This window comes from Yersinia sp. 2466 StPb PI (genome assembly GCF_041538325.1).
In the GTDB taxonomy this organism is placed as follows: domain Bacteria; phylum Pseudomonadota; class Gammaproteobacteria; order Enterobacterales; family Enterobacteriaceae; genus Yersinia; species Yersinia enterocolitica_E.
Genome location: NZ_JAULSL010000001.1, coordinates 569,377 through 595,054, shown reverse-complemented (window position 1 = coordinate 595,054; position 25,678 = coordinate 569,377). Strand labels below are relative to the sequence as shown.

The following is a 25,678-nucleotide window of genomic DNA, read 5'->3' as shown; positions in this document are numbered from 1 at the left end:
TTGCAGGTAGCCGGCAAGCGAACTCATCCCGATGAACTTACATAGTAGTCAAGTGATTCGGGTTTGCGAACTCAGCCAACACCCCCGCAGCGCCAAGTACAAAGGGAGGCACTGATTATAAATTACCATCAATACTACCCGGTCGATGTCATCAACGGCCCCGGCACCCGCTGCACGCTGTTCGTCTCTGGCTGCATGCACGAGTGTGTGGGTTGTTATAACAAAAGTACCTGGCGACTGAATTCGGGTAAGCCATTTACTCGTGAACTAGAGGATCAGATAGTGGCTGATCTCAATGACGCCCGCATCCATCGGCAAGGGTTATCCCTCTCCGGCGGTGATCCGCTGCACCCGCAAAACCTGTCTGCGATACTGCAACTGGTTAAGCGAGTGCGTAATGAGTGCGATAGCAAAGATATTTGGGTCTGGACGGGCTACACCCTGGCTGAACTGACCGACGAACAACAGCAAGTGGTTGATCTGATCAACGTGTTGGTTGACGGCAAATTCGTGCAAGATCTAAAAGATCCCTCGCTTATCTGGCGTGGCAGCGGTAATCAGGTTATCCATCACCTGCGTTAATTGGCAAAATTATAGGTCAAAGTAGCATTAAACCGCCAATCACGGCGTGTGCTATCACTGGGGAGGTCGCCAATCGGCCTCGCCCCTTCCAATGACAGTGAATAGTGTTTGTTGTCACCAAAGGTCACCCCAACGGCATATGAAGCCAGCTTCTTCGCGGGGAAAATGGCAGAGTTGTACCACGTGTGGGCTGTATCCAAAACCACATAAGGTTGGACCGTCTTCAACCAGTTGCCCTGTTCCCGGTTATGCAGATAGCGCATTTCTACCTGCCCGCCATAACCATAATCCCCGGTTGCGTCACTGTCTGGATAACCACGGCCGAAGCGCAGTCCGCCAAAAGTGACATGCTCGGCCTCGGGTAAATCATTGTCCGACCAATCCCCTTCTGCCGAGGCACTCAAGCGCCATTTCTCGTCCATCAGATATGCCCCGTCACCGGTGAGTTTCCAGCGGGTAAAGCCCAAGTCGCCCCACGGTACCGAACTGGATGCCAGAGCACCATTGATCCCTTTGCGCACACTGGCGCGGGTGCTCCAATAAGATTGGGTATATTCCTGATAACCCGCCAGTGCTAATTCAGCCGCCGGATAACGCATTCGCTGATTCTGCTCTTCTAAATCCAGCAAATAATTATTAACAGTATTAAATCGGGCGCGAGTTTTTAAATTGTAACTTTTCTCTAGATAATCTACGCCACCACTCAGGGTCCATTGCCGCTTGCGCGTTAATTGCAATGGATAACTCAATACCACACCACCGGTATATTGCGTCTGCTCGGAACGCGTTGATAAGGTAATATCTTGCGGATACAATGTCAGTACATCGGTATAGTCTTTGGGAACCTGCTTATAATAGCTGCCACGGGTTTGTAGTAATAATCCATTGCTCCCTAGATATTGTTGATAGTTTAAACCAAGATATTGGTCGCGATTTTTACTGTCGAGCGGTAATAACGTCGCCACACCAAATTGTTCGGCATAGGGTGTAAATCCACTTAAGGTTGCATTAAGTACACCACTGTATACTCCTTTGCGACTATCCAGCGCAGTACTAACATTCCAGTTACGTGGATGTTCGGCTTTAACGTCCAGTAGTGTCGCGCCATAAATATTATCCGGGTTTTTAGCCGTGGCAATGATTTTGGTATCTGGGGTCCGGCTCATCAAAATATTGTAGCGTTCAAAGGTGTCCTGCGTCAGTGGCTTCTCTGCCATGATGCGCTGTGATAGCTTGGTTAGCCAGCGGCCTATCGCAACATTTTCACTTTGAATCCGCGTATTGGCAATGTAACCCTCAACCAAGCCTATTTTTACCGTGCCATTAATAAAGTTATCTGAGGGTAAATAAGCATAAGAGAGAATATAACCGTCTTGCTGATATAATGTAGTAATAGATTGAGTTGCCACCAATAAACTCTTTAACGGTACTTTTTTACCAATATAACCGTTGAACGGTTCACGAAGTAACTTAAGATCATAACGTGTACCGCCAATAAATTGAATATGCTGCACATCAATTAAGGTTTCAAGTGTTAACTTAGCATTGGGAGCAGACACTGAAATAGCAGGTGGTACTGTTCGTGTGGTTTGGGGCTTAGCAATGTCACGTGATATTCTGGACGGATTATTCTGATCAATCAACATGGGAACCGTATTGGCCCATGCACTATATTGCCATATACCACCAGTGCCAAATAACAATAACAGCCACACTCTATTATTCATAGAATATTTCCTTATGCGCACATTAAATTATAATTTTAATAGCCTATTTTTATTATCGTCAGACAGCGAGGCTCTCCCCAGAGAGTAAGGGAGAGCAAATCTCATTATATTTTTAATTGGTTTTTGGTTTTAATATTCCGCCCAAGCCTCCCCCCGCACTGGCATTTGCGTTAGCGGAGACGCCCGCAGTCAACCCACCGGTAATGCCACCAACGGTGTTAGTCACACCTGCCAGCAACCCGCTATTACTGCCACCGGTGCTGGGAGTCAAGGTCGTGGTAACGCCCGCCAATAAGCCATTCGAACCGCCAGTTGACGCTGGAGGAGTGACCAGACCACCGGCCCTCTCAACTGCCTGCCCGGTGCCTTGTAATACCTGGCCCACTCCCGCTAAGGTTGGCACACTCGTACCCACTTGTGTCCCCGTCGCCGCAACGGTGCCGCCGACCGCGGTCAATAAGTTATTAACCGGTGCGCCAATCCCCGTGGTTCCACCTACGGTTTGCGTAATGTCTTGTACCTGACCCACCACCGGCGTCACTATGCCGGTCGCTGCGGTCGTCAACTTACTGGTGGTACCGGTTTGCAGGTCTTGCGCCAGCCCATTACCAATGGACGTTACCGCACCACCGGTCTTATCCACCAGCCCACCTGCCGTACTAGTAACACCGCCCAATGGTGTATTAGCAGCGATACCTGAGACCGTGCCTCCCAATCCTGAAACACCAGTACCGACATCAGCGACAGCTTTCGGTACACTGGCGGCTGTCGTGCCTAAAGCATTAGGATTATTTCCTAATTGGCCGACGCCATTCTGTAATCCGGTCCCAACCTCACTGACTGCATTACCTGCACTGTCAACCACGGTGACCAAACCACCACCGACGATTGGCAAGCTGCCGACAGGTGTTTGGCTGACAACATCACTGACCGTATTGCCGACACCATCTACGGCGGTACCGACACCACTAACCACATTCCCGACCGCGGAATTATTCGCGGTTGTCCCACCACCGTTATCTGTTCCTCCGCCCGTTCCGCCGCCAGAGCCGCCACCAGAGCCAGTGCCACCATTACCATCGCCGCCACTGCCATCACTACCAGAACCAGTTCCACCGGCGGCCTGACCCGCATTATTCTTCGCAGTATTGTGAGAACCACCACCACTTCCACTACATGCCGCAAGTGAGCTGGCAAGCAATATTACCAAACTGATTGTGCTCAGACGGCTGATATTATTAGGGCTCATAGCATAACCCCCCAGAGAGAACGCCACAGCGGCGTGAAATAACTATAAGAGACACTTATGTTTCACTCAAGTTAAGGTAATGTTTATTTTTTGTTTTAAATGAAAATTTATCGGCTGGATATGTATCATTTTGATAATGCGATAAAACTTTTTCTTATAAAAATCTCTATTTTCTCAATAAAACCCGCACCGATAAACGCAAAAACTTCATCGTTCCGCCATCTCAGCTTAACCCTACTGTCATCAAAAACAGCCAGCATAGCGGTGAGATCACTTACCGGTTATCACTATGACTATCCGCCATCTGCTCGTCCGTTTTGCTACTTCTGTTGCTTCGCTGCGGCTAGAAACGGCCATGAGGGGGATAGCACTGAGAGGGTATATCTACCATGCACTTATCTAGACCACCGACCAGCTACCCCACCCGCTATCAACAAATTGCGGCCCAATTAGAACAGGAATTGCGTGGTGCCTATCGTTGTGGCGATTACCTGCCTTCTGAACAACAACTGGCTGATCGCTATCAAGTTAATCGCCATACCTTGCGTCGGGCAGTGGATGAACTGGTTGAACGTGGCTGGCTACAACGCCGCCAGGGCATCGGCACGCTGGTATTAATGCGCCCGTATGACTATCCACTGCATGCTAATGCTCGCTTTAGCCAGAACTTGCTGGATCAAGGTAGTGACCCCACCAGTGAGCGCTTACTCGCAGTCTTGCGCCCGTGTATAGAGCATGTAGCCAAAGCGCTCTCACTGGCAGAAGGCACCACCGTGATCCATTTACGTACTCTGCGGCGGGTTAATGGCGTACCAGTCTGTGTTATCGATCACTACCTGCCAGACCTGCGCTGGTGGCCTGCTTTACAACAATTCAACTCCGGTTCATTGCATCAATTCATCACCCAGCATTTACAACAACCACTGAGTCGTAGCCAAACCCGCATCAGCGCACGTCGTGCGCAGGCAAAAGAGAGCCGCTTACTCGAGATTGCGACTCATGCGCCGCTGCTCTGTGTGCGAACCTTAAATATCTGTGTTGATAGCCAGCAGGTGGCGGAATACTCCGTCAGCCTGACGCGGGCCGACATGATTGAATTGACGATGGAGCACTGAATGGAAACTCGCCATACCACTCGGCAAAACTGGATGTCGGTGTTAGCCCACTGCCAGCCAGCAGAGTTGCTCGCTCACTGGCAAGCCTTGAATTTATCACCGGAATATCAGGTGATCCGCGCCCCAGAGATAGGTTTAAACCAATTACAGGCCCGGATGGGGGCTACTGGTCGCCGTTTTATCCTTGGTGATATGACCATAACGCGTGCCGTTATCAAGCTTAACGACAGCACGGATATTTATGGTTACAGCTACATTGCCGGGCGTAATAAGCCTCATGCCGAGCTGTGCGCCGTGCTGGATGCCTTGTTACAACTCTCCACCGTCAAGGGTAAACCCGCCGGGTTGAATGAATTATTGCTGAAAACCGTGATTCACCCACTGGCCGCAATACAACAAGAACGGCGACAATTACGCGCTGATGCTATCACCGCCAGTAAGGTTGATTTCTTCACCTTGGTGCGGGGAGAGGACTGATGAACTTATTAACTCATTTTGAGCATCCGGTGGATGATGCGCAGCACACTTTTCGTCGTATTCTCAAAGCGTTGAGTGAACCGGGCGTGCTGGTAACACTGCCCCATGCTACCGGCTGGCAACCACTGAACCCAGCAACCACCAGTGTTTTGCTCACGCTGGCCGACCAAGAGACGCCACTCTATCTCGACGCAGCACTTAATAGTGACAGCGTGCAACACAATGTGCGTTTTCATACCGGTGCGCCCCTAACGACATGCGGTGATAAATCCTCTTTTTCATTATTTAATAATGAGATAACAGCAGAGCAACTCGCCACCTGCCCGGCAGGTAATGAACTGTCACCGGAACAATCCACTACGGTGGTGATTCAGACCGACAGCCTACACCACGGCATGCCATTACGGTTACGCGGGCCAGGTATTGAACACAGCCGCACTGTTGCACCACACCTGCCCGCCACCGTCTTGAATTATCTGCTTAACCGCCCTGCTGCATTTCCGGCTGGCATCGATTTTCTGTTTACCTGTGGCGAGAACCTGATGGCAATCCCACGAACCACCCATGTGGAGGTGTGCTGATGTACGTTGCAGTCAAAGGGGGCGAAAAAGCGATTGCAGCAGCCCATCAATTGCTGGAACAGCAACGGCGTGGCGACAGCCAGATCCCGGCAGTCGATTGCGAGCAAATTGAACAACAACTCGGTCTGGCGGTTGATCGGGTGATGACCGAAGGGGGCATCTATGATCGCGAGCTGGCCGCACTGGCAATTAAACAAGCCAGTGGTGACTTGGTGGAAGCCATTTTCCTACTACGCGCTTACCGCACAACCTTACCCCGTTTGGCTGTCAGTCAACCGCTAGCAAGCGAGCATATGCGGCTAGAGCGTCGTATTTCAGCCATTTACAAAGACTTGCCTGGCGGGCAAGTGCTCGGTCCAACCTATGATTACACCCACCGGCTGCTGGATTTTACCCTGCTGGCCGCAGGCGATGCACCGCAAGCGCGCAACGATGGCGAAACATTATCCGATGACTTATTACGCAATAACTGTGCCCATGTGTTTGATTTATTAGTTCAAGAGCAGCTTGCCCTGACAGAGCAAGATGACGGTACTCCGCCGGAAGATATCACCCGCAATCCCCCCGTTTATCCCTGCAATCGCTCGGCCAGGCTGCAACAATTGGTCCGTGGTGACGAAGGCTTTCTGCTGGCGCTGAGCTATTCCACGCAACGTGGTTATGGCCGCACCCATCCCTTTGCCGCCGAGATCCGCACCGGTCACCTGACCGTTTCAATTCAGCCTGAAGAACTTGGATTTGCTATTGATATCGGCGAAATCTTACTGACCGAATGCGAGATGGTGAATGGCTTTGTCAACCCGGAATCAGAACCTCCGCACTTTACACGTGGTTATGGTCTGGTGTTTGGCCGTGGTGAGCGCAAAGCGATGTCGATGGCGCTGATGGATAGAGCCTTACAAAGCCGCGAATATGACGAAAAGGTCACCAGCCCGGCGCAGGATGAAGAATTCGTGCTCTCCCATGCCGATAATGTCGAAGCCGCGGGGTTTGTTTCTCATCTTAAACTGCCGCATTACGTAGATTTTCAAGCGGAACTGGAATTGCTAAAACGCCTGCGTCGTGAGCACTTACTCGCCTCGCAACAGCCATCCTCTCAAGAACAGGAACCACGCCATGACTGAGGTTCTCACCGGTTATAATCTGGGATACCTAGATGAGCAAACCAAACGAACTTTACGCCGCGCGCTGCTAAAAGCAGTGGCGATCCCCGGTTATCAAGTGCCGTTCGGCGGGCGGGAAATGCCGATGCCTTATGGTTGGGGCACCGGTGGCATTCAATTGACCGCCAGCCTGATTGGCCGCAAAGATGTATTAAAAGTGATCGACCAAGGGGCAGATGACACCACCAATGCTGTCTCTATCCGCCGTTTTTTTCAGCGCGTCAGCGGGGTGACGACCACCGAAAGCACTGTCGATGCCAGCTTGATCCAAACCCGGCATCGCATTCCTGAAACACCACTGAGCGAAGATCAGATCCTTATCTATCAGGTGCCGATCCCAGAGCCACTGCGCTTTATCGAACCACGCGAAACCGAAACGCGCAAAATGCATGCGCTGGAAGAATACGGCGTGATGCAGGTAAAACTGTATGAAGATATCGCCCGCTACGGCCATATCGCCACCACCTACGCCTATCCGGTCAAAGTGAACGATCGCTACGTGATGGACCCTTCACCGATCCCAAAATTTGATAACCCCAAAATGCACATGATGCCCGCGCTGCAACTGTTCGGGGCCGGTCGCGAGAAGCGGTTATATGCCCTGCCTCCCTTTACCAAGGTGGAAAGTCTGGATTTCGACGATCACCCATTTACCGTGCAGCAATGGGATGAACCCTGTGCCTTGTGCGGCTCGCGCCACAGCTATCTTGATGAAGTGGTGATGGACGATCAGGGCAGCCGAATGTTTGTCTGTTCTGATACTGATTTTTGCCAGCAGCAACTGGCGGCACAAGAGGTAAATATTCAATGATTTCCGAACAGGTTATTTCATCATCCGCAGCCGCTCACCCACTGCTATCAGTGGAGAATCTCACACACTTGTATGCGCCAGGTAAGGGGTTTAGCAACGTCTCTTTCCAGCTCTATCCCGGTGAAGTATTGGGAATTGTCGGTGAATCCGGCTCTGGCAAAACCACCTTATTAAAATCGATTTCTGCCCGGTTGCCGCCACAGCATGGGCAGGTTATTTACCACTCTGGTGCCCAGCAACCAGTTGATTTATATCAGATGGCTGAAAGTCAGCGCCGCTGTTTACTGCGCACCGAATGGGGGGTGGTCCATCAGCATCCACTGGATGGTTTGCGCCCACAGGTTTCCGCCGGTGGCAATATCGGCGAGCGTCTAATGGCTATTGGCCAGCGCCATTACGGCGACATCCGCCAACAAGCAGGGCGCTGGCTGGAGGATGTCGAGATCCCACTATCACGCCTGGATGACTTACCCACTACCTTCTCCGGCGGCATGCAACAACGCCTGCAAATTGCCCGCAATCTGGTGACCCACCCCAAGCTGGTATTTATGGACGAACCGACGGGTGGCCTGGATGTATCAGTACAAGCGCGACTACTGGATTTACTGCGCAATCTGGTGGTGGAAATGCAACTGGCAGTGGTGATTGTCACTCATGATCTCGGTGTGGCCCGGCTATTGGCACACCGGTTGCTGGTGATGAAGGAGGGTCAGGTTATCGAAAGCGGCCTGACCGATCGAGTACTAGACGATCCCCATCATCCCTACACCCAACTATTGGTTTCATCGGTGCTACAAAACTGACTGTTTTGTCTGTTAACCCGTGAATAGATTAACGAGAGCTCACTATGAATCACCAGCAACGGCCTATCAATCACCCACAACTGAGAGTTGAAAATCTCAGTAAAACCTTCGTACTACACCACCAGCATGGTATTCGCTTACCGGTATTGCATCAAACCTCACTGGAAGTGAGTAGCGGTGAATGTGTGGTATTACACGGCCATTCCGGCAGCGGTAAATCTACTCTGCTACGCTCTTTATATGCCAACTATCTGCCAGACAGCGGGCATATCTGGGTCAAGCATCAGGGGGAATGGCTCGACATTGTGGCAGCACCAGCGCGACAAATTATGGAGGTACGCCGTCATACCGTGGGTTGGGTCAGCCAATTTTTGCGGGTGATCCCACGGATCAGTGCATTAAATGTGGTGATGCAACCGCTACTGGAGCTTGGCGTTGAACGCCATATATGCCAACAGCGCGCGCAGGATCTCCTGACTCGCCTCAATGTTCCACCACGCTTATGGGATCTGGCCCCCTCGACCTTTTCCGGCGGCGAGCAGCAGCGGGTCAATATCGCCCGTGGTTTTATCAAAGATTACCCCATATTGCTGCTTGATGAGCCAACGGCATCGCTCGACAGCACCAATAGCGCGGCAGTCGTTAGCCTGATTGATGAAGCTAAACAGCGAGGGGCCGCCATCATTGGAATTTTCCACGATGAGGCCGTACGTAACCATGTCAGTGATCGCTTACTGGTCATGACGCCCTTTCCCGCCGATGCCAGTCCGGAGATACCCGCATGATCCTCAATAACATCAACCTTATTCTGGAAGATCAGGTGGTCAACGGATCGCTCGAAATCAAAAACGGGGTTATCCACAATTACAGTGATCGCCCAACCCAACTCTCTGCCGCCTTAGATGGACACCATGGCTGGCTGTTGCCGGGATTGATCGAGCTGCATACCGATAATCTGGACAAGTTTTTTACCCCACGCCCCAACGTTGATTGGCCAGCTCATTCGGCGATGAGCAGCCATGATGCGCTGATGGTTGCCAGTGGGATCACCACCGTGTTGGACGCAGTGGCGATTGGCGATGTGCGCGATGGCGGGCATCGTCTGGATAATCTGCAAAAAATGATTAATGCGGTGGTGGATAGTCAGCGGGCGGGACTGAACCGGGCAGAACACCGGATTCATTTACGTTGTGAATTACCTCATGAAAGTACTCTACCGCTGTTTGAAGAACTGATGATGCAGCCTGAACTGTCATTGGTATCGCTGATGGATCACTCACCAGGCCAGCGTCAATTCGCCTCCCGGGCAAAATATCGTGAGTATTATCAGGGCAAATACCATCTTAATGATCAACAAATGGCAGAGTTTGAGGAAGAGCAAATCACCCTGTCAGCGCGCTGGTCAGCGCCGAATCGAACAGCGATCGCCGATCACTGCTCTCAGCGGGGCATTGCCCTCGCCAGTCACGATGATGCCACGGCGGAACATGTGGCACAATCACAAGCACTGGGCAGTGTGATTGCTGAATTTCCCACCACGGAGGTGGCGGCCAGAGCGTCACATCAGCATGGTTTACAAGTATTGATGGGCGCGCCAAATATCGTCCGTGGCGGCTCCCATTCAGGCAATGTTGCAGCACACCAACTGGCCGCTATTGGAGTACTGGATATTTTATCGTCTGACTATTACCCAGCCAGCTTGCTGGATGCGGCCTTTCGTATCGCACACGATGCAACCAATAGCTTCACCTTACCGCAAGCGGTTAATTTGGTAACACGTAATCCTGCCAACGCCTTGGGACTACAGGATCGTGGTGTTATTGCCGAAGGTAAACGGGCTGATTTGATACTGGCACGCGCTCATGACAGTGCGCAAAGTAAACATGTTTACGTGCAAAACGTTTGGCGTCAGGGAATACAGGTGTTCTGATGGGGCGCTTAATCTATCTGATGGGGGCATCAGGGGCCGGAAAAGATTGTCTGCTGTCGGCGCTGCGGGCAGCCAATCCGGCAAATATTATCGTGGCACATCGTTATATCACCCGCCAGGCCAATGCCGGGGCGGAAAACCATGTTGCGCTAAGTGAACAGGAGTTTTTACTGCGGGCGGCCCAAGGATTATTCGCGCTGTACTGGCAAGCGCATCAGTATCGCTATGGGATAGGTATTGAGATTGATATCTGGCTACAACACGGGTTAGATGTGGTGGTTAATGGCTCCAGAGCTTATCTGCCAGAGGCACAACAGCGCTATTCCGACCAACTTTTGCCGCTCTGTCTGACGGTTTCTCCGGCTATTTTAGCGCAACGATTGCAACAACGTGGCCGAGAGAACAGTGAACAGATCAATGCACGATTACAACGGGCGCAACACTATCAGCAACAGCTACCGGTTAACTGTTTGCAACTGTCTAATGATGGTGAGCTGCACCACACACTGGGGCAGTTACAACAATTACTGCTAGCTCCCCTAACCAGTAAAGAAATGGGGGATAAAAAATGGAACTGACACTGTTAGGCACCGGTTGCGCCCAGCAGGTGCCGGTATTTGGTTGTGACTGCGTGATTTGTGCTAAAGCCAGAGTGCAGCCCGCATTGGGCCGTAAACCTTGCAGTGCCATGCTGCGATATCAGGGGGAAACCACCTTGATTGATGCCGGATTGCCGACACTGGATCAGCAGTTTACTGCGGGGGAAATTCAGCGTTTTTTGCTTACACATTACCACATGGATCATGTTCAGGGGTTATTTCCGTTACGTTGGGGATGCGGAAATTCGATCCCGATCTACGGACCGCCGGATCCAGACGGCTGTGACGATCTGTTCAAACATCCTGGAATTCTGCATTTTCAGCCGCCGATGGCCGCATTCCAGACCCTCCATTTTGGTGACTTACGGGTCACACCGGTGCCGCTAACCCATTCCAAAATAACCTTCGGCTATTTATTGCAAAGCCCCAGCCGGACCATCGCCTATTTAACCGATACCGTCGGGCTACCCGCTGATAGTGCGCTATTTCTGACCAGCAAAAATATCGATCTGCTGGTGCTGGATTGCAGCCACCCGCCGCAGACGCCGCCGCCACGCAATCACAATGATGTAACCATCGCGTTAGCCATTAAGGATTTGCTAATGCCACAACAGACGTTGCTGACCCATGCCAGCCACCAACTTGATCGATGGTTGCTTGACCACCCATTACCGGCAGAGGTGGCAATCGCCCATGATAATCAGACGATTACCCTATTATGATCAACGCTGCTGCATCTGAGCGGAGGTTAAGATTGTCACGCCCTCTTTCGGCGGCGCAAAAGCCTGATCCAGCATCGCCTGTGCGACATCTTTGCCTTTAATCAAGCGCCACTTATCTGGCAATAAGGCAAACAGAGGCGCGCTCAGGCTCTCCATCAAGCGGGGCTTGTCGCGCTGACCTGCCAGCATTGAGGGCCGGGCAAAAGTAAGTTGTGGCCAGCCCTGAGCCTGTAAGTCACGCTCGGCCTCACCTTTGGTGCGGTTATAAAACACCCATGAGTTGGCATTAGCACCCATCGCGCTTACCAATAGAAAATGCCGTGCGCCCAGCCGCAAGCCGGTTTCACCAGCGGCCAATACCAACCGATAATCCACCAAACGAAATGCCGCCTGGCTGCCAGCTTGCTTACGGGTGGTCCCCAAACAGCAAAAAACCAACTCCACCGGTTGATCCAAGGTTTTCAGCAACTCGCCGATATTTTCACCCTGCGGATTAATCAGTTTATTCATGGCTGGCAAGGGTTTACGGCTAGGTGCAATGATGGATGTCACTCTGGCATCCAAACGTAACAGGCGCAGTAATTCGCCCCCCACCAGGCCACTTGCGCCCAGTAATAATACCTTCGCCATCTGACCTCCTGCCTTCTGGTATTGATGCTAATGCCGCGAAAAAGTGCGGAGACAATTATTGAAATCAATTGTTATGAATAATACATACCAGAGACACTATTACATAGAATCGAAAAATAGCAGTTATCATTAAAACAGGAAATTTATAGTGAAGAGTCTTGCTGCCAATACAGTTTTTTGCCAAAACCAAGGGTATTATTAGTCATCTTGATTTCCAGCAGATTGAGCTGCCAGAGTGGAGCGGATACCACTTTAGCCACCGGAAAGCGGCGGCAGTAGCGCTGGCGGGCGCGGTGTTCCGCATCCCCCGTTAATTCGCTTATCTCTGCGCGGTATTGAATACCTTTAATCAAGGCTACTGTGCGCGGCTGGGTGGCGATGGTGCCGACAACCTGTGGGTTTATCTGCATCAGTTCACCATGTCGGGTGTGCTTTTCTGTCATGATAAATAGCGCCATCTGCGTTTCATCAAATACGTAAAAACAGTTGGCACACCACATATCGATACCACTGCCCGCACACAGCGTCAGTACATGTTGCTGGCGCAGAAAGCGGTTAATACCAAGCAGATCCTCAGGGTTATTCACGTCACTCATTATTCACAACGCCCTCTGGCTTAGAAATAGCCCTGAGTGTACATCAACTATGCCTCTATTAACTTTGACCCAATTAATTCTGCCACAACAGACGATCACGGGATGTCAGGGTTTCCACCGGGAAGGTGGCAAGCACCGCATGATAGCGTTTGGCGTCCATCGGGTAACCCCGGGCGGCCTGTAATAACAACCGCAATGCACTGTCATAGTCGATGCCACGCAAATCGCGGTAGGGCCACAGCTCCGGTTCAGCAATAAACGGTAGCAGATAGTCAATCCCCTGCTGAACATTGCGGCCATCCTGTATCCACTCCCAGCGATCAATTTCAACATGTTCACCGTAGCGACATAGCAGTAGATGGGCTTCCAAATTGAACAACGAGTAATGGAACGGCACGGTGCGTTCCAGCTCCATCCACTGTTTACCATCTTGCGCAATCTGCGCCGCCAACCGTTGGGTGATACCTTGCTGGATAATGGTGGAAACCAGCCCGCGATCGCCATAAAACATCGCATTGGCCGCGCGCTGTACGTCATACCAGGTGCCGTGGTTGTTGTGCCAGACATACTCTGAATGGCCCACTTCGCTGTGGAACATCCAATGGTTAAAATCACGGAACCATTGCTGTAACACCGCAGTATCCTCGGTATCGAGCAGCTTGGCTGGTGATATCAAGCCGAGAGTATCAATCACCATCCACATCAGGCGGGTATCAATCAGGCCGGTACCACGGCCAGAAACGATACCAGGAATGGCCTGCCCGTAATTAAGATGCGGATTCATACGAGTTTTAGCATCTAAAAACCAGCAACGTATCTGCTCGGCGGCCACCTGTGCATAACGGCTATTCCCGGTGAAATAGTAGGCCAGCCCCAGTGTCAGGCAGCGATCACACATTCGTACGATACGTTGAGTATCAGTATCGTCATTCTGACTCTGCGGGTTGGTATGCCCATCGCGGCGCACATAGGGTAAACCATTAGGCTTGCGCGGATTTGGCCACCAATAAGTACCAAAGCTGTAGTAGTCGTGAATATCACCACTGACCGGCAATAACTTTTTATCAGTCACACTTTCCGGTGGCTGATCACGCAATATATCGGCTTCACTTAATAACCGGCGTAATGCCGGTTGTAATGGTGAAAAAGGTTGCTGTAATACCGCTTTCGCCTTGATCAGGCAATCTAGATCCAGCGTATACAATTTTATTGGCGTCATAGACGTTTTCATTGGCGTCATGGGTATTTGCTTCCTTATGTAGCCTGACAAGCAACCCGTAAACCGGTGGCAGCATCAAAAATGTGGATACCGGCAAGCTTAGGTTGCAGATAGACCGTCTCCCCTGCATTCACCGCCAAACGCTGTTTGAAAACCGAGGTAAAGCGGCCACCGCCAGTGCTACAAAATAGCTGCATATCCGAGCCGGTATTCTCAATCGCAGTAATGGTCGCTTTCAGTGCACTGGCACTGTGTGTCGCATCTACCACGTTGACCTGCTCTGGCCGAATGGCGTACACCACGCGCTGCCCGTCGCTCAACTGCAAGCCAACAGGCAATGTCAGCAATGAGCCATCTTCCAGTTGTAGCAGGAATTTATCACCCTGTTGCACCACGGAGCCTTTCAATTGATTGATCTCAGGTGATCCAATAAACCCCGCGACGAACAAGTTAGCCGGACGATCATACAAGTCCAATGGCGATCCGACCTGCTCGATGCGCCCTTCGCGCAGTACCACGATCATTTGCCCCATCGTCATCGCTTCTATTTGATCATGGGTGACATAAACAGAGGTGGTTTTCAGCCGCTGATGCAATTCGCGGATCTCACCACGCACCTGAGTACGCAATTTGGCGTCCAGATTCGATAATGGCTCATCAAATAAGAATACCTGTGGGTTACGCACGATAGCCCGCCCCATGGCGACGCGCTGACGCTGACCACCGGACAAATCTTTCGGCAACCGCTCCAAAAGGGCCTGTAAACCCAATAACTCTGCCGTGGTTTCGACTTTGTTATTGATCTCCGCCTTGGACATTTTGGCCATTTTCAGTGCAAAACCCATGTTCTCGCGCACCGTCATCTGTGGATAGAGAGCATAGCTTTGGAACACCATAGCGATATCGCGCATCTTAGGTTCAACGTCGGTGACATCTTTATCATTAATGCCTACCGTGCCGCCGGAAATCTCTTCCAGCCCGGCAATCATACGCAGTAAGGTGGATTTTCCGCAGCCACTCGGGCCAACTAATACGCAGAACTCACCGTCAGGGATTTCCAGCGATACATCGCGGATCACATGGGTGTCACCGTAAGATTTACAGACATTTTTAAGTACAACCGATCCCATTTTGTTTCTCCCTAACCTTTAACCGCGCCAGACATGATCCCGCGATTGAAATGTTTTTGCAGACCCAGATACACGATGATGCTCGGCAGCATCGCCAATAGGGTGATGGCAATAAAGATATTTGGTGTGATGCTCTCGTCGGTACGTAACGTGCCGAGGATCACCGGAATGGTATTCAAACTGTCCTGATTCACGACAATCAGCGGCAACAGATATTGATCCCAAATCATGATAAATCCGAAGGTAACTACCGTGCCCAAAGCCGGTTTAACCAGTGGCAGGATCACATGGAAGAAAATTTGCCATTCGCTGGCACCATCAATGCGTGCCGCCTCTTCCAACTCTTTTGGGATAGCAGCCATAAACTCAGTCAAAACAAAGATTGAGAAGGCCCAGCCAACCACCGGTAGGATCATGCCCAAATAGCTGTTGTACAACGAGGAATCGATAATTGGCAGTTGCCAGTTAATGATCATATAGAGCGGAATAGCGATCACCTCTTCCGGCAGCATCATGGTCGACAGGATGATCAAGCTGGTCAGAGAGACTCCGACAAACTTTTTACGCGCCAACGCATAAGCCGCCAGTGCACTGACTGACACCTGTAGAACCGTGCCAAAGAACACCACGATGATCGAGTTCAGCAGATATTGCCAGACGCCAATATCCATCCAGGCAAAAATAAAGTTGTCCCACGAGAACTGATTTGGCCATGCCAACAGCTCACCGGGTTTAACTGGCGCACCGCTGAATGCGGTAGCAATAATGCCCCAGTACGGGCCAACAAATACAATCAGTAACAGACCATAAATTATCCAGCGGCCGATACTGTTCCAACTTTTAGTTTTCATGACCAGTCTCCGGCTCGGGTTAGTAACGGGCGATGCGCTTTTTCAATGTGAGGTGACAAATCGTCAATATCACAGTGAACGCGAATAGCAGGAAGGACACCGCAGAGGCATAACCATAATCAAACTGCTCAAAGCCCAGCTTGTAGATATGGGTCATTATCATTTCCGTTGCATTCGATGGACCACCGCCAGTGGTGGCATACACTTCGGCAAACACCCGAAAACCACGGATAAACGACAGCATCAGTACCACTGAAAGTGCTGGGATCATGCCCGGTAAGGTGACGTAACGTAGGCGATTCCACCAGTTGGCACCATCCACATTCGAGGCGTCGTACAAATCACGGCTAATGCCTACCAGCCCGGCAATAAAGATAACCATGTTGTAAGGCACTGCTTTCCAGATATGCAGCATCATTACAGTCCACAGCGCCTGATCGGTATCTGCCAAAAACCCCTGCGCTTCAATGCTGAACCATGACAGAACATGGTTCACCACACCATTACTGGTCGGGTTAAACAGAATTCGCCACATTTCGGCGACGATAGCCGCACTGGTTACCGCCGGCAGGAAAATAGCGGTGCGGATAAAGCGCAGATGCCGTGCCGGGCCTTCCAATAACATGGCTAAAAAGAAGGCGATAAAAGCGGCCACCACCATGGTGACCACCACATATAACAGGGTGTTGAACACCGCAGAGTGCAGCGCTTCATCACCCATCGCGCGGGAGAAGTTGTCAAACCCGACCCACTCATTTGGCTGGTTAAAGTTAACCTTGTAAAAACTCATCACTAGCCCTTGCAGCATCGGAATGAATTTAAACCAGGTGAAGATGACCAGTGCCGGAGCCAGGAACAGCCACGGAACCAGATTACGTTTTAGTCGGGGGGTTAGCGTTATCATGTTTCACTCACAGCCCTAAGACATTCTGTTTAGCCAATTCATCGTTCACTTTCTGATTCACGGCTTTTAATTCAGCAGGGATATCACTGTCACAGTTGGCTAAGATGCGGTTGAAACCTTCAGCAGTGACCTGACGAATAGGCGTCCAGTTAGGCACTTGTGGGATATAGCGGCCATGTTCGGCATATAAGTCAGCAAACATTGCCCAGCGCGGATCGTTATAAACCGCTTTAGTATCAACTTGCTTATTAATCGACAAGCGCACGACCGGCATATTGTTGCTGCCCATTCCCATGCCGATTTGTTGCCCTTCAGGTGAGATCATGAATTCTATGAATTTCTGAGCGGCTTCTTTTTTCTGACTGCTTTTCATCAAAAATACGGTGGTGCCTTCAGCCAGTGTTGCCTGCCCTTTTGCTCCGGCCGGCGGTGGGATCACTTCAAAAGCCTCTTTACCGGGATCTTTATCAAACAAAGCAATGTGATATGGGCCGGAGAAGAACATGCCGCTTTGACCGGAACGGAATGATGGAATGGCATCTGCGGTAGTGGCATTGATAGCCCCCGGCTGTACCGTTTTGTCACATACCATGCCACGCATGAAACTCAGCGTTTCAGTCGCTGCTGGCTCTTCCAACGATGCTTTAAATTTACCTTCACTGGTTGGGCGAATAAAATCACCGCCGGCCTGCCAAAGATAAGAACTGATAAACCAACTGGCGTAACCACGGGTGGTTGAAGCCGGTAGAATAAAGCCATAGGTATCGTTCTTACCGTTGCCGTCCGGGTCATTAAAAGTAAACGCCTTCGCTAATGTACTGATATCCTGCCAGTTTTTAGGCTGTTCTAATCCCAGTTTCTCTCGCCAGTCTTTACGTACAAACAGGGCGAAGGTCTGAGCTGAAGTAGGCACCCCATAATATTTACCATCAATATATTGGGCACTTTTCCAGGCGGTATCGAAGATATCTTCTCCGCCAATGATATTTTTCGGTTCAATCGGTTCGACAATACCAAGCTGGACAAACTGCCCAATAGCCACGGCATCGTTGAAAATCAGGTCCGGCAGCGCATTACCCGCTGCGGCCCGTGCCAGACGCTGTTCAAAATCAGTCGTCGCATTGAAATATTCAATCTTGATACCGGTTTTCTTCTCAAAAGTGTCGGCTTCTTTTTTATAAATATTCTTGGAATCATTACTGGCGCGGATCCACACTTGCAATGTTTCTGCAGCGTGAAGAGAAGGGATCCCCATGGCTAAATAAGTTAATAACAGCAAGGATTTTATTTTTACTTGTGACATTATCATTTTTGTCTTCATCTCATCGCCTCGTTGAAATCTAATTTTTATGAATTTACCCAGAAGATTAAATAACAGAATAAAATCACGAAACACTCGATAACATTAGAACCCAGAGAAAAACAAAAAACTACACCATAAAAAACAAAACTTAATTCCATTTAAATATTTCTGCTTGAGATCACATTAAAAAAATCAACAAAAAATGAATAAAAACAAAGTAAATCATATAAAACAATAAATTAAAATCTTCATTTTAAAAATTAAAAAAACCAAGCAATTATTAAAATTGGCTAAAAAACGTCTAAAACTAAGATTTAATTTGATATTCATCACAATTTAAATTATTTATTTACAGATAATTTATAATATAGACTTGGATCACAAAAGCCCAAAAACTTTCCCATAGAATTCAAATCAATCTGAAATTAAACAGTGTTATTTTTTATTTAAAGAGTGCCAATACATTTAATTACTTTATTTTAATAAGGTTAAATTTCCATTTTAAAACAATAAGGAAAGCAATTAAAGCAATCAGAATTCTTTATTTTTAATAATGTAAATCATAAAGAAAAAGGAGAGTAGTGATGAAAATTTCAGGTAATAAAAACCTATTACTGGCTATGCTTTTGGGGTCTTCCCCTTTTATTTATGCTGCGGAAAGCCACCCATTACTATTAAAAATAGATGATATAAACTACAGCATCGCTCAGGTTAAACAAAACAATCCGTTATATGAAAAATCGTATAAAAATCTGATAGATAAGGCAGATAAAGCACTAAAAAAACCACTATACTCCGTTATGGATAAAAGCCTATCGGCCGCCAGTGGCGATAAACACGACTATTACAGCTTCCCGCCTTATTGGTGGCCAGACCCAAGCAAGAAAGACGGCATGCCTTATTTGCGTAAAGACGGCGAAACAAATCCAGACGCCAATAGTGACGCCACCGATAAAAAACGCATGAACAGCCTAAGCGAAGATGTCTATTATTTGGCATTGGCTTATAGCTTTACCGGTAAGCCCGAGTACGCCGAGAAAGCACGGGATCAATTGGCTAACTGGTTTGTCAATCCAAACACCCGAATGAACCCGAATCTACAATATGCCCAAGCCATTCCGGGTATCAATGAAGGGCGCGGGATTGGTTTGATCGATAGCCGGGCACTGGTCGATGTGATTGATGCTGTCGAATTGATAAGACCAGCCAATGTACTTAATGATACCGACTATCAAGCAATCAAACTTTGGTATAAAGACTTTTACCAATGGATGACTACCAGCCAGAACGGTTTCGAAGAAGACAATTGGCATAATAATCACGGCACCTATTTTGATATGCAGGCCGCCTCCTTTGCTCTATTTAGCGACCAAAAAGCCGCCGCTCAAAAGCGCCTGGAGATAACTCAACTCCGTCGAATCCCCTCGCATTTTGATATGCAGGGCCGACAAAATGCCGAGTTGGAACGTACTCGTCCTTGGCATTACAGTAATTTTCATTTAGAAGCCTACAACAAGCTAGGCCGGTTGGGTGAGGTTGCAGACAAAGATATCTGGAACTTTTCTCTGGACGAGCACAGCCTGAAAAAAGGCTATCAATATGTGGCAGGTTTTATCAATAGCGACCAAGCCTGGCCGTATAAAGACTTGGATGGCCTACAAGATAAGAAAGCCTTGATCAATATGATAACCGCCGCCCGAGCTTACCCTGCTGACGGTGAGTTCCAGCAGAAAGCACAATATCTGATAGCAAAATACCCAGATGCCGTCGAAATCCTGCTTTATCCGATCACACAACCCCTGATCGCGCAAAAATAACTCTCGTCGAGGACACACCAGATATGAAGCAGTTTACGGATCGGCAGATGGCTAAAATCCGCCAGCGGGTTGTACGACAACAGGGAAATAGAGTGCAACAGCCGGAGATTATTGCCACGCTGATTGCGGATAATCGGGTGGTTTTGGACTCGGCAACACGGGTTCCTGCCACCGGTATCGCCACCTGGAATCATTACTATTATTGCCCGGATCACGGTGTGCGGCTGGAGTGGGATCGCGACTCACCCACTCAGCATCGTTGCCCAGTTGACTCTCAGTTATTCAGTGGCGAACCCTATGACGGTGCCTGGTGGCGGGCGCTTAATGGCCTGAATGCCAAAGCCTGTAATCAGCTAGGTCTGCTTTGGCAGTTAACTGGGGAGGTGTGTTACTTCAATAAAGTGCGGGACATTCTGATTAATTATGCCCGTCACTACCCTGATTATGAAGTTCACGGCGGTATTCCGTACAACGGGCCGGGTAAGGCCAATGCACAAACCCTGTGTGAGGCCAATTGCCTGCTCGATTTTGCTTTGGGTTATGATTTTATCTCCGATGCCCTCAGTCAGGAGCAGCGCGACTGCATCGCCGGGCGTTTATTGCGCGAAGGCGCAGATTTCCTGATGCAACACCGTACCCGCCAATTACATAACCATGAAGTTAAAATCAGCAGTGCGATCGCCGTGATCGGCCTGATTCTGGCAGAAGAGCACTATATTGAGTTTGCCGTCAACGCAGATTATGGCCTGCGTTATCAGTTGGAGCATGGGCTGTTCAGTGAAGGATTGTGGTTTGAAGGCTCAGTGCATTATCACTTTTATGCACTGCAAGGCTTCTGGTCATTTGAAAAGCTGGCTGCAGGTAGCCGCTATAGCCTACTTGCCCTGCCCTATTACCGCAATATGCTCAGTTTCCCGCTTCAACTGTTAATGCCAGACGGGACATTTCCACGAATTAACGATTGCACCGCTGGGCAAGAGCAGCTCAACCACGCTCATTTATATGAATTTGCTTTTAAAACTTATGGCAATGATGAATATGCCGCTGCCTTGCAACATATTTATCGCCAACAGCCGCGCTTAAATCTGGATGCCCTGCTGTACGGTGTTGAAGAATTGCCACCACAAATGATTGATGTCATACCGACAGACACACTGCATGCACCGGATTGCGGGCTAACAATTTTACGTCAGCCACAAGCAGGGCGCGCTTTGCTGGTAAAACACAGCCCATATGGTGGTGAACATGATCATTATGATCGGCTAAATTTAATTCTGTTTGAGCAAGGGCACGAGATCCTGCCGGATTTAGGCACCACGGGTTACGGTGCGCAACTGCATTATGGCTACTACAAAAATAGTGCAACTCACAATACGCTCAGTATTAACCAAACAAATCAACCGCCAGCAGTGCCGGTTATCCATCACTGGCATCAATCGGCTAACTTTAGTTGGCTGGATACAGAGGTTGATTGGGGAGAAACAGCACCCGAGTTGGATAGCCATACTCGGATTCAGTGGGACAGCGAATCCTATCGCGACGTAAAATTCCGTCGCCGTATTTTGTGGCTGGAAGATGCCATCATTGATATCAGTAATATCGCTAATCCACATCAACAACAATGGGATTGGACACTGCATATCGACGGAGTAGCAACAGAATTGATGGGTGAGAATTCAGTCTTCAATGACAGTGGCCCCATGCACTATTTGCATCAGGTTACTGCCCAGCCACTCAATGGTGTTATCCAGTGTTGCTATCAAACAGCAGCACACCCGCTATCACTTTGGCTGGCGGCCGATGCCACACTATTCCAAGGACTGGCACCGGCAAATCCGTCAGTACGTGATATCAGCTACCTGATTTTGCGTAATCGTCAACCGGAGGCTCAGGTGACATGTGTTTTTGATATGAACACCCATGATCCGTTACTGCACCTCCAGGTAGAGAATGATGGGCAGATATTGTCGCTCAAATTGACCCGTCAACAGCAGGTTATACAGATAAAAATCCCCGCTACCCGCACCGACCTACCGCTATTCAGTTAAACTTATTCGTGTCGGGGCAGCCATTGCCCCTCCTTCCCCATACTTATCTCTGAGCAGGGGATCATTGCCAGCATATCCTTCCTAATAATAGAGTCTTAGCCGAGAAACAGCCTAATAACGTGATTTAGCTAACATTTACCGCATAAGGTACATATGAATTTATATGCAGATTTTACGTATAAATTTGGATGTAACAAATAATTATGGATTAACAAATAAAATACAAAAACTATTAAGAACCCGCTCTCATTGCTAATATTGGATAATAATAAGCCTGCCAATGTATCCGTCGTGTTAAATATAACCTTACTGTTTTGCATAACATACAGTACAGTTTTGAATAAACAACGTTTAAAATGAATAAAATCGATAATTTATTCATTTTTTAGTCATATCACCTTTTAAAATCGGTAGAAAACATGATTTGAGTCACAGAATGAATAAGTGTTATGACTAAAATAGCCACCATCAGTTCATTGCTCGTAAACCTTGATTAAAAAATAGAGACCTTACGTAAATGGAAAATAACAACAAAAAAATGGCGCATATAAGGCGAACAACGCATTTAATGATGCCGGCACATCGTAGTTATTTTAACTTTTCTTATTATCACTATAGATAACATCCTCCCTGCGATGACATCCACTTTTATTGGATAGTCATTGTCTATGCACAATATTTAACAAATGCGAAAAGTGTTTACGACCTTTACGTTGAGTTAACTATTGTCTGCTTTCTCCGAAGAGACTAACACTCGGTTATATTTATACGTTTATCTGATTGTGGATTTTTATTAACCAATCGATACTCAGCCTGTGTTATTCATCTTTCAGCAGAAACATAGCTATCCTGTAAAATTTACTGTCACCTTTGTCATTAATGCTAAATGACCAGAGGATCACTGCGTCTGAAATTCAGTCACGGTGTTACGCAGAAAGCAGCCAAGACTATTAATGAATATTATTTCATTGATATGGACTGCTATACCAAAAATTTAATGGAAATTAACTTAAATAAACCAACAAATAATGTAGGCGTAATTGTCACAGGCAATTTTAGTGCGACCAGCGCATGGAAACCGGAGCGTACACCATGACCTTATAAATCATGGCTACGTGAGGATTTCGAGCACTGCTCAACCTCAAAGTGACAAGTAAAATAGCCTCTTAAAATAAAAGAGAATTTATGATGAAAAAATTAAATATCGCGGCAAGTTTATCGGCAATACCTTGCTTTGAATCACAGCGCGAAGTCGTAGATGTTTTACATACCGATTTTACTGATATTGCAGCCGTGGTGCTTTCAGTTCAGGACATTAATAATGGTGTAATTGATAGCATTCATGAGTTGGGTTTAGAGATTCCAATTTTTGCCGCTGTCTGCTGTGAAGAAGAGTTGAATACCGATGTATTACCCTCTTTAAATGGGGTATTTGAACTGTGTGGTGACAATACTGATTTTTATGGTAAACAACTGGAATCAGCCGCAGAAAAATATGAAAAAGAGCTGCTGCCACCGTTCTTTAGTACATTAAAGAAATACGTGGAGATGGGTAATTCTACCTTTGCTTGCCCTGGTCATCAGGGTGGTCAATTCTTCCGTAAACACCCAGCGGGCCGCCAATTTTTTGACTTCTACGGCGAAACTATTTTCCGCTCTGATATGTGTAATGCCGACGTAAAATTAGGTGATTTGCTTATTCATGAAGGCGCACCTTGTGATGCTCAAAAACATGCAGCAAAAGTATTTAACGCCGATAAAACTTATTTCGTACTGAACGGCACTTCTGCTTCTAATAAAGTCGCTACCAATGCGCTGTTAGCGCGTGGTGACCTGGTGCTGTTTGACCGTAATAACCATAAATCCAACCATCATGGTGCGCTGATTCAGGCCGGTGCAACACCGGTATATCTGGAAACTGCCCGTAACCCATTTGGCTTTATTGGTGGTATTGATGCCCACTGTTTTGAAGAAAAATACCTGCGTGAACAAATCCGTAGCGTAGCACCTGATCGTGCTAACGAAGCGCGCCCATTCCGTCTGGCTATCATCCAACTGGGTACTTATGACGGCACCATCTATAACGCTCGTCAGGTTGTGGATAAAATTGGCCACCTTTGTGACTATATTCTGTTCGACTCTGCTTGGGTAGGTTACGAACAATTCATTCCAATGATGAAAGATTGTTCACCATTATTACTTGAACTGAATGAAAATGATCCGGGCATTATCGTTACTCAATCAGTACATAAACAACAAGCCGGTTTCTCACAAACGTCGCAGATTCATAAAAAAGATAAACATATTAAAGGTCAGGATCGTTACTGCAATCATAAACGCTTTAATAACGCCTTTATGCTACACGCCTCCACCAGCCCATTCTATCCATTGTTTGCTGCTTTAGATGTTAACGCAAAAATGCATGAAGGCAAAAGTGGTCAACGCATGTGGCTTGATTGTGTTAAGACCGGTATTGAAGCACGTAAAATGATCTTGAATACCTGTAATATGATTAAGCCTTTTGTACCGGTAGAAGTTGATGGCAAACTGTGGCAGCAATATGACACCGATGCCATGGCACAAGACTTACGCTTCTTTAACTTTATTCCTGGCGAAAAATGGCATGCATTTGAAGGTTATGAAGAGTCACAATATTTTGTTGACCCATGCAAACTATTATTAACCACTCCGGGTATTGATACTAATACTGGTGAATATACAGCATCAGGGATCCCAGCAACCATTCTGGCTAACTTCCTGCGCGAAAATGGTATCGTGCCAGAAAAATGTGACCTCAACTCGATCCTATTCTTATTAACGCCAGCAGAAGACTTGGCGAAAATGCAGCACCTGGTCGCACAAATTGCCCGTTTTGAACGTTTCATCGAAGAAGATGCAATGTTAAGCGATGTATTACCTACTGTGTATCGTAATAATGAAACACGTTACAAAGGTTATACTATTGGCAAATTATGTCAGGAAATGCATGACCTTTATGTCAGCTATGATGTTAAACAGCTACAGAAAGAGATGTTCCGCAAGCAGTATTTCCCTAAAGTTATGATGAATCCACAGGATGCCAATATTGAATTCGTCCGTGGTCATGCCGAATTAGTACCATTGTGTAAAGCCGAAGGTCGAATTGCTGCTGAAGGTGCGCTTCCTTACCCACCGGGAGTATTGTGTGTAGTCCCTGGTGAAGTTTGGGGGGGTGCTGCACAGCGTTATTTCCTGGCATTAGAAGAAAGTATTAATTTACTACCAGGGTTTGCGCCTGAGTTACAAGGCGTTTATTTACAAGTCGACGAAGATGGTTGGAACCGTGCATACGGTTATATGATGAAGCAATAAGTTAACAATAATAAATTTATACCCAATTTAGTTGGCGTTACAGCCTGGCGGCAAACGAAATAATCCCGAA

Annotated in this window: 24 protein-coding genes; 15 read left to right on the top strand and 9 right to left on the bottom strand. The window is 48.2% G+C overall.

Going from position 1 to position 25,678, the window contains the following annotated elements; all coding sequences use genetic code 11:
* The first annotated feature begins 117 nt into the window (after nt 1-117).
* Entirely contained in the window at nt 118-582 is a 465-nt protein-coding gene (gene nrdG / locus Q2T72_RS02745; protein WP_083163906.1) for an anaerobic ribonucleoside-triphosphate reductase-activating protein, read from the top strand.
* Here the strand turns inward: nrdG and Q2T72_RS02740 are convergent.
* On the bottom strand, nt 579-2,309 hold the full coding sequence (locus Q2T72_RS02740; protein ID WP_372568590.1) for a ShlB/FhaC/HecB family hemolysin secretion/activation protein: 1,731 nt from the start codon (nt 2,307-2,309) through the stop codon (nt 579-581). The two genes, nrdG and Q2T72_RS02740, sit on opposite strands and share 4 nt — an antisense overlap.
* 112 nt (nt 2,310-2,421) lie before the next feature.
* The gene (locus Q2T72_RS02735; protein WP_372568589.1) at nt 2,422-3,558 is read right to left on the bottom strand and encodes a collagen-like triple helix repeat-containing protein; all 1,137 of its coding nucleotides are present in this window, start codon (nt 3,556-3,558) and stop codon (nt 2,422-2,424) included.
* 389 nt (nt 3,559-3,947) lie between these two features.
* Between Q2T72_RS02735 and phnF the strand changes: the two genes are divergently transcribed.
* From phnF to phnP, 10 genes are all read left to right on the top strand, one after another.
* Nucleotides 3,948-4,673, top strand: coding sequence for a phosphonate metabolism transcriptional regulator PhnF (gene phnF / locus Q2T72_RS02730; protein ID WP_083160850.1), 726 nt, complete (start codon nt 3,948-3,950; stop codon nt 4,671-4,673).
* Nucleotides 4,674-5,150 carry a phosphonate C-P lyase system protein PhnG gene (gene phnG / locus Q2T72_RS02725; RefSeq protein WP_083160852.1) on the top strand — a complete coding sequence of 159 codons (477 nt, stop codon included), beginning with the start codon at nt 4,674-4,676 and terminating at the stop codon, nt 5,148-5,150. It abuts the gene before it with no gap.
* Nucleotides 5,150-5,731: a phosphonate C-P lyase system protein PhnH gene (gene phnH, locus Q2T72_RS02720; RefSeq protein ID WP_083160854.1), complete on the top strand. Its 582-nt coding sequence runs from the start codon at nt 5,150-5,152 to the stop codon at nt 5,729-5,731. Before phnG ends, phnH begins: the two co-directional genes overlap by 1 nt.
* A complete protein-coding gene (locus Q2T72_RS02715; protein WP_372568588.1) occupies nt 5,731-6,855 on the top strand; it encodes a carbon-phosphorus lyase complex subunit PhnI in 1,125 nt (374 codons plus the stop codon). The genes phnH and Q2T72_RS02715 overlap by 1 nt, the downstream gene beginning before the upstream one ends.
* A complete protein-coding gene (locus tag Q2T72_RS02710; RefSeq protein WP_083160858.1) occupies nt 6,848-7,705 on the top strand; it encodes an alpha-D-ribose 1-methylphosphonate 5-phosphate C-P-lyase PhnJ in 858 nt (285 codons plus the stop codon). The genes Q2T72_RS02715 and Q2T72_RS02710 overlap by 8 nt, the downstream gene beginning before the upstream one ends.
* Nucleotides 7,702-8,508: a phosphonate C-P lyase system protein PhnK gene (phnK, locus tag Q2T72_RS02705; protein WP_372568587.1), complete on the top strand. Its 807-nt coding sequence runs from the start codon at nt 7,702-7,704 to the stop codon at nt 8,506-8,508. The genes Q2T72_RS02710 and phnK overlap by 4 nt, the downstream gene beginning before the upstream one ends.
* 65 nt (nt 8,509-8,573) lie before the next feature.
* The gene (gene phnL, locus Q2T72_RS02700) at nt 8,574-9,293 is read left to right on the top strand and encodes a phosphonate C-P lyase system protein PhnL (RefSeq protein WP_005186537.1); all 720 of its coding nucleotides are present in this window, start codon (nt 8,574-8,576) and stop codon (nt 9,291-9,293) included.
* On the top strand, nt 9,290-10,438 hold the full coding sequence (phnM, locus tag Q2T72_RS02695; protein WP_372568586.1) for an alpha-D-ribose 1-methylphosphonate 5-triphosphate diphosphatase: 1,149 nt from the start codon (nt 9,290-9,292) through the stop codon (nt 10,436-10,438). Before phnL ends, phnM begins: the two co-directional genes overlap by 4 nt.
* The gene (phnN, locus tag Q2T72_RS02690; protein WP_083160862.1) at nt 10,438-11,016 is read left to right on the top strand and encodes a ribose 1,5-bisphosphokinase; all 579 of its coding nucleotides are present in this window, start codon (nt 10,438-10,440) and stop codon (nt 11,014-11,016) included. The genes phnM and phnN overlap by 1 nt, the downstream gene beginning before the upstream one ends.
* Nucleotides 11,007-11,759 carry a phosphonate metabolism protein PhnP gene (gene phnP, locus Q2T72_RS02685; RefSeq protein ID WP_083160864.1) on the top strand — a complete coding sequence of 251 codons (753 nt, stop codon included), beginning with the start codon at nt 11,007-11,009 and terminating at the stop codon, nt 11,757-11,759. Before phnN ends, phnP begins: the two co-directional genes overlap by 10 nt.
* Here phnP and Q2T72_RS02680 read toward each other — a convergent pair whose 3' ends face one another.
* The 7 genes from Q2T72_RS02680 to Q2T72_RS02650 form a co-directional block, all read right to left on the bottom strand.
* Nucleotides 11,760-12,389 (bottom strand): hypothetical protein, encoded by a 630-nt coding sequence (locus Q2T72_RS02680; protein WP_083160866.1) that lies wholly within the window; start codon nt 12,387-12,389, stop codon nt 11,760-11,762.
* Between the two features lie 143 nt (nt 12,390-12,532).
* Nucleotides 12,533-12,985 (bottom strand): YhbP family protein, encoded by a 453-nt coding sequence (locus Q2T72_RS02675; RefSeq protein ID WP_193784741.1) that lies wholly within the window; start codon nt 12,983-12,985, stop codon nt 12,533-12,535.
* 73 nt (nt 12,986-13,058) lie between these two features.
* Entirely contained in the window at nt 13,059-14,225 is a 1,167-nt protein-coding gene (locus tag Q2T72_RS02670; protein ID WP_083160868.1) for an alginate lyase family protein, read from the bottom strand.
* A gap of 14 nt (nt 14,226-14,239) precedes the next feature.
* The gene (locus Q2T72_RS02665; RefSeq protein ID WP_050312219.1) at nt 14,240-15,334 is read right to left on the bottom strand and encodes an ABC transporter ATP-binding protein; all 1,095 of its coding nucleotides are present in this window, start codon (nt 15,332-15,334) and stop codon (nt 14,240-14,242) included.
* Nucleotides 15,335-15,345: 11 nt separating this feature from the next.
* The gene (locus Q2T72_RS02660) at nt 15,346-16,185 is read right to left on the bottom strand and encodes a carbohydrate ABC transporter permease (RefSeq protein ID WP_083160870.1); all 840 of its coding nucleotides are present in this window, start codon (nt 16,183-16,185) and stop codon (nt 15,346-15,348) included.
* 19 nt (nt 16,186-16,204) lie between these two features.
* Entirely contained in the window at nt 16,205-17,089 is an 885-nt protein-coding gene (locus Q2T72_RS02655) for a carbohydrate ABC transporter permease (RefSeq protein ID WP_083160872.1), read from the bottom strand.
* Between the two features lie 7 nt (nt 17,090-17,096).
* A complete protein-coding gene (locus Q2T72_RS02650; protein ID WP_083160874.1) occupies nt 17,097-18,410 on the bottom strand; it encodes a sugar ABC transporter substrate-binding protein in 1,314 nt (437 codons plus the stop codon).
* 563 nt (nt 18,411-18,973) lie between these two features.
* Between Q2T72_RS02650 and Q2T72_RS02645 the strand changes: the two genes are divergently transcribed.
* From Q2T72_RS02645 to speF, 4 genes are all read left to right on the top strand, one after another.
* Nucleotides 18,974-20,209: an alginate lyase family protein gene (locus tag Q2T72_RS02645; RefSeq protein ID WP_372568585.1), complete on the top strand. Its 1,236-nt coding sequence runs from the start codon at nt 18,974-18,976 to the stop codon at nt 20,207-20,209.
* A 23-nt stretch (nt 20,210-20,232) separates the two neighbouring features.
* Nucleotides 20,233-22,257, top strand: coding sequence for a heparinase II/III family protein (locus tag Q2T72_RS02640; RefSeq protein ID WP_083160878.1), 2,025 nt, complete (start codon nt 20,233-20,235; stop codon nt 22,255-22,257).
* A gap of 517 nt (nt 22,258-22,774) precedes the next feature.
* Nucleotides 22,775-22,879, top strand: a complete 105-nt coding sequence (speFL, locus tag Q2T72_RS02635; RefSeq protein WP_105877053.1) for a leader peptide SpeFL — start codon at nt 22,775-22,777, stop codon at nt 22,877-22,879.
* A gap of 566 nt (nt 22,880-23,445) precedes the next feature.
* Nucleotides 23,446-25,608, top strand: a complete 2,163-nt coding sequence (gene speF, locus Q2T72_RS02630; protein ID WP_372569846.1) for an ornithine decarboxylase SpeF — start codon at nt 23,446-23,448, stop codon at nt 25,606-25,608.
* Nucleotides 25,609-25,678: the final 70 nt, after the last annotated feature.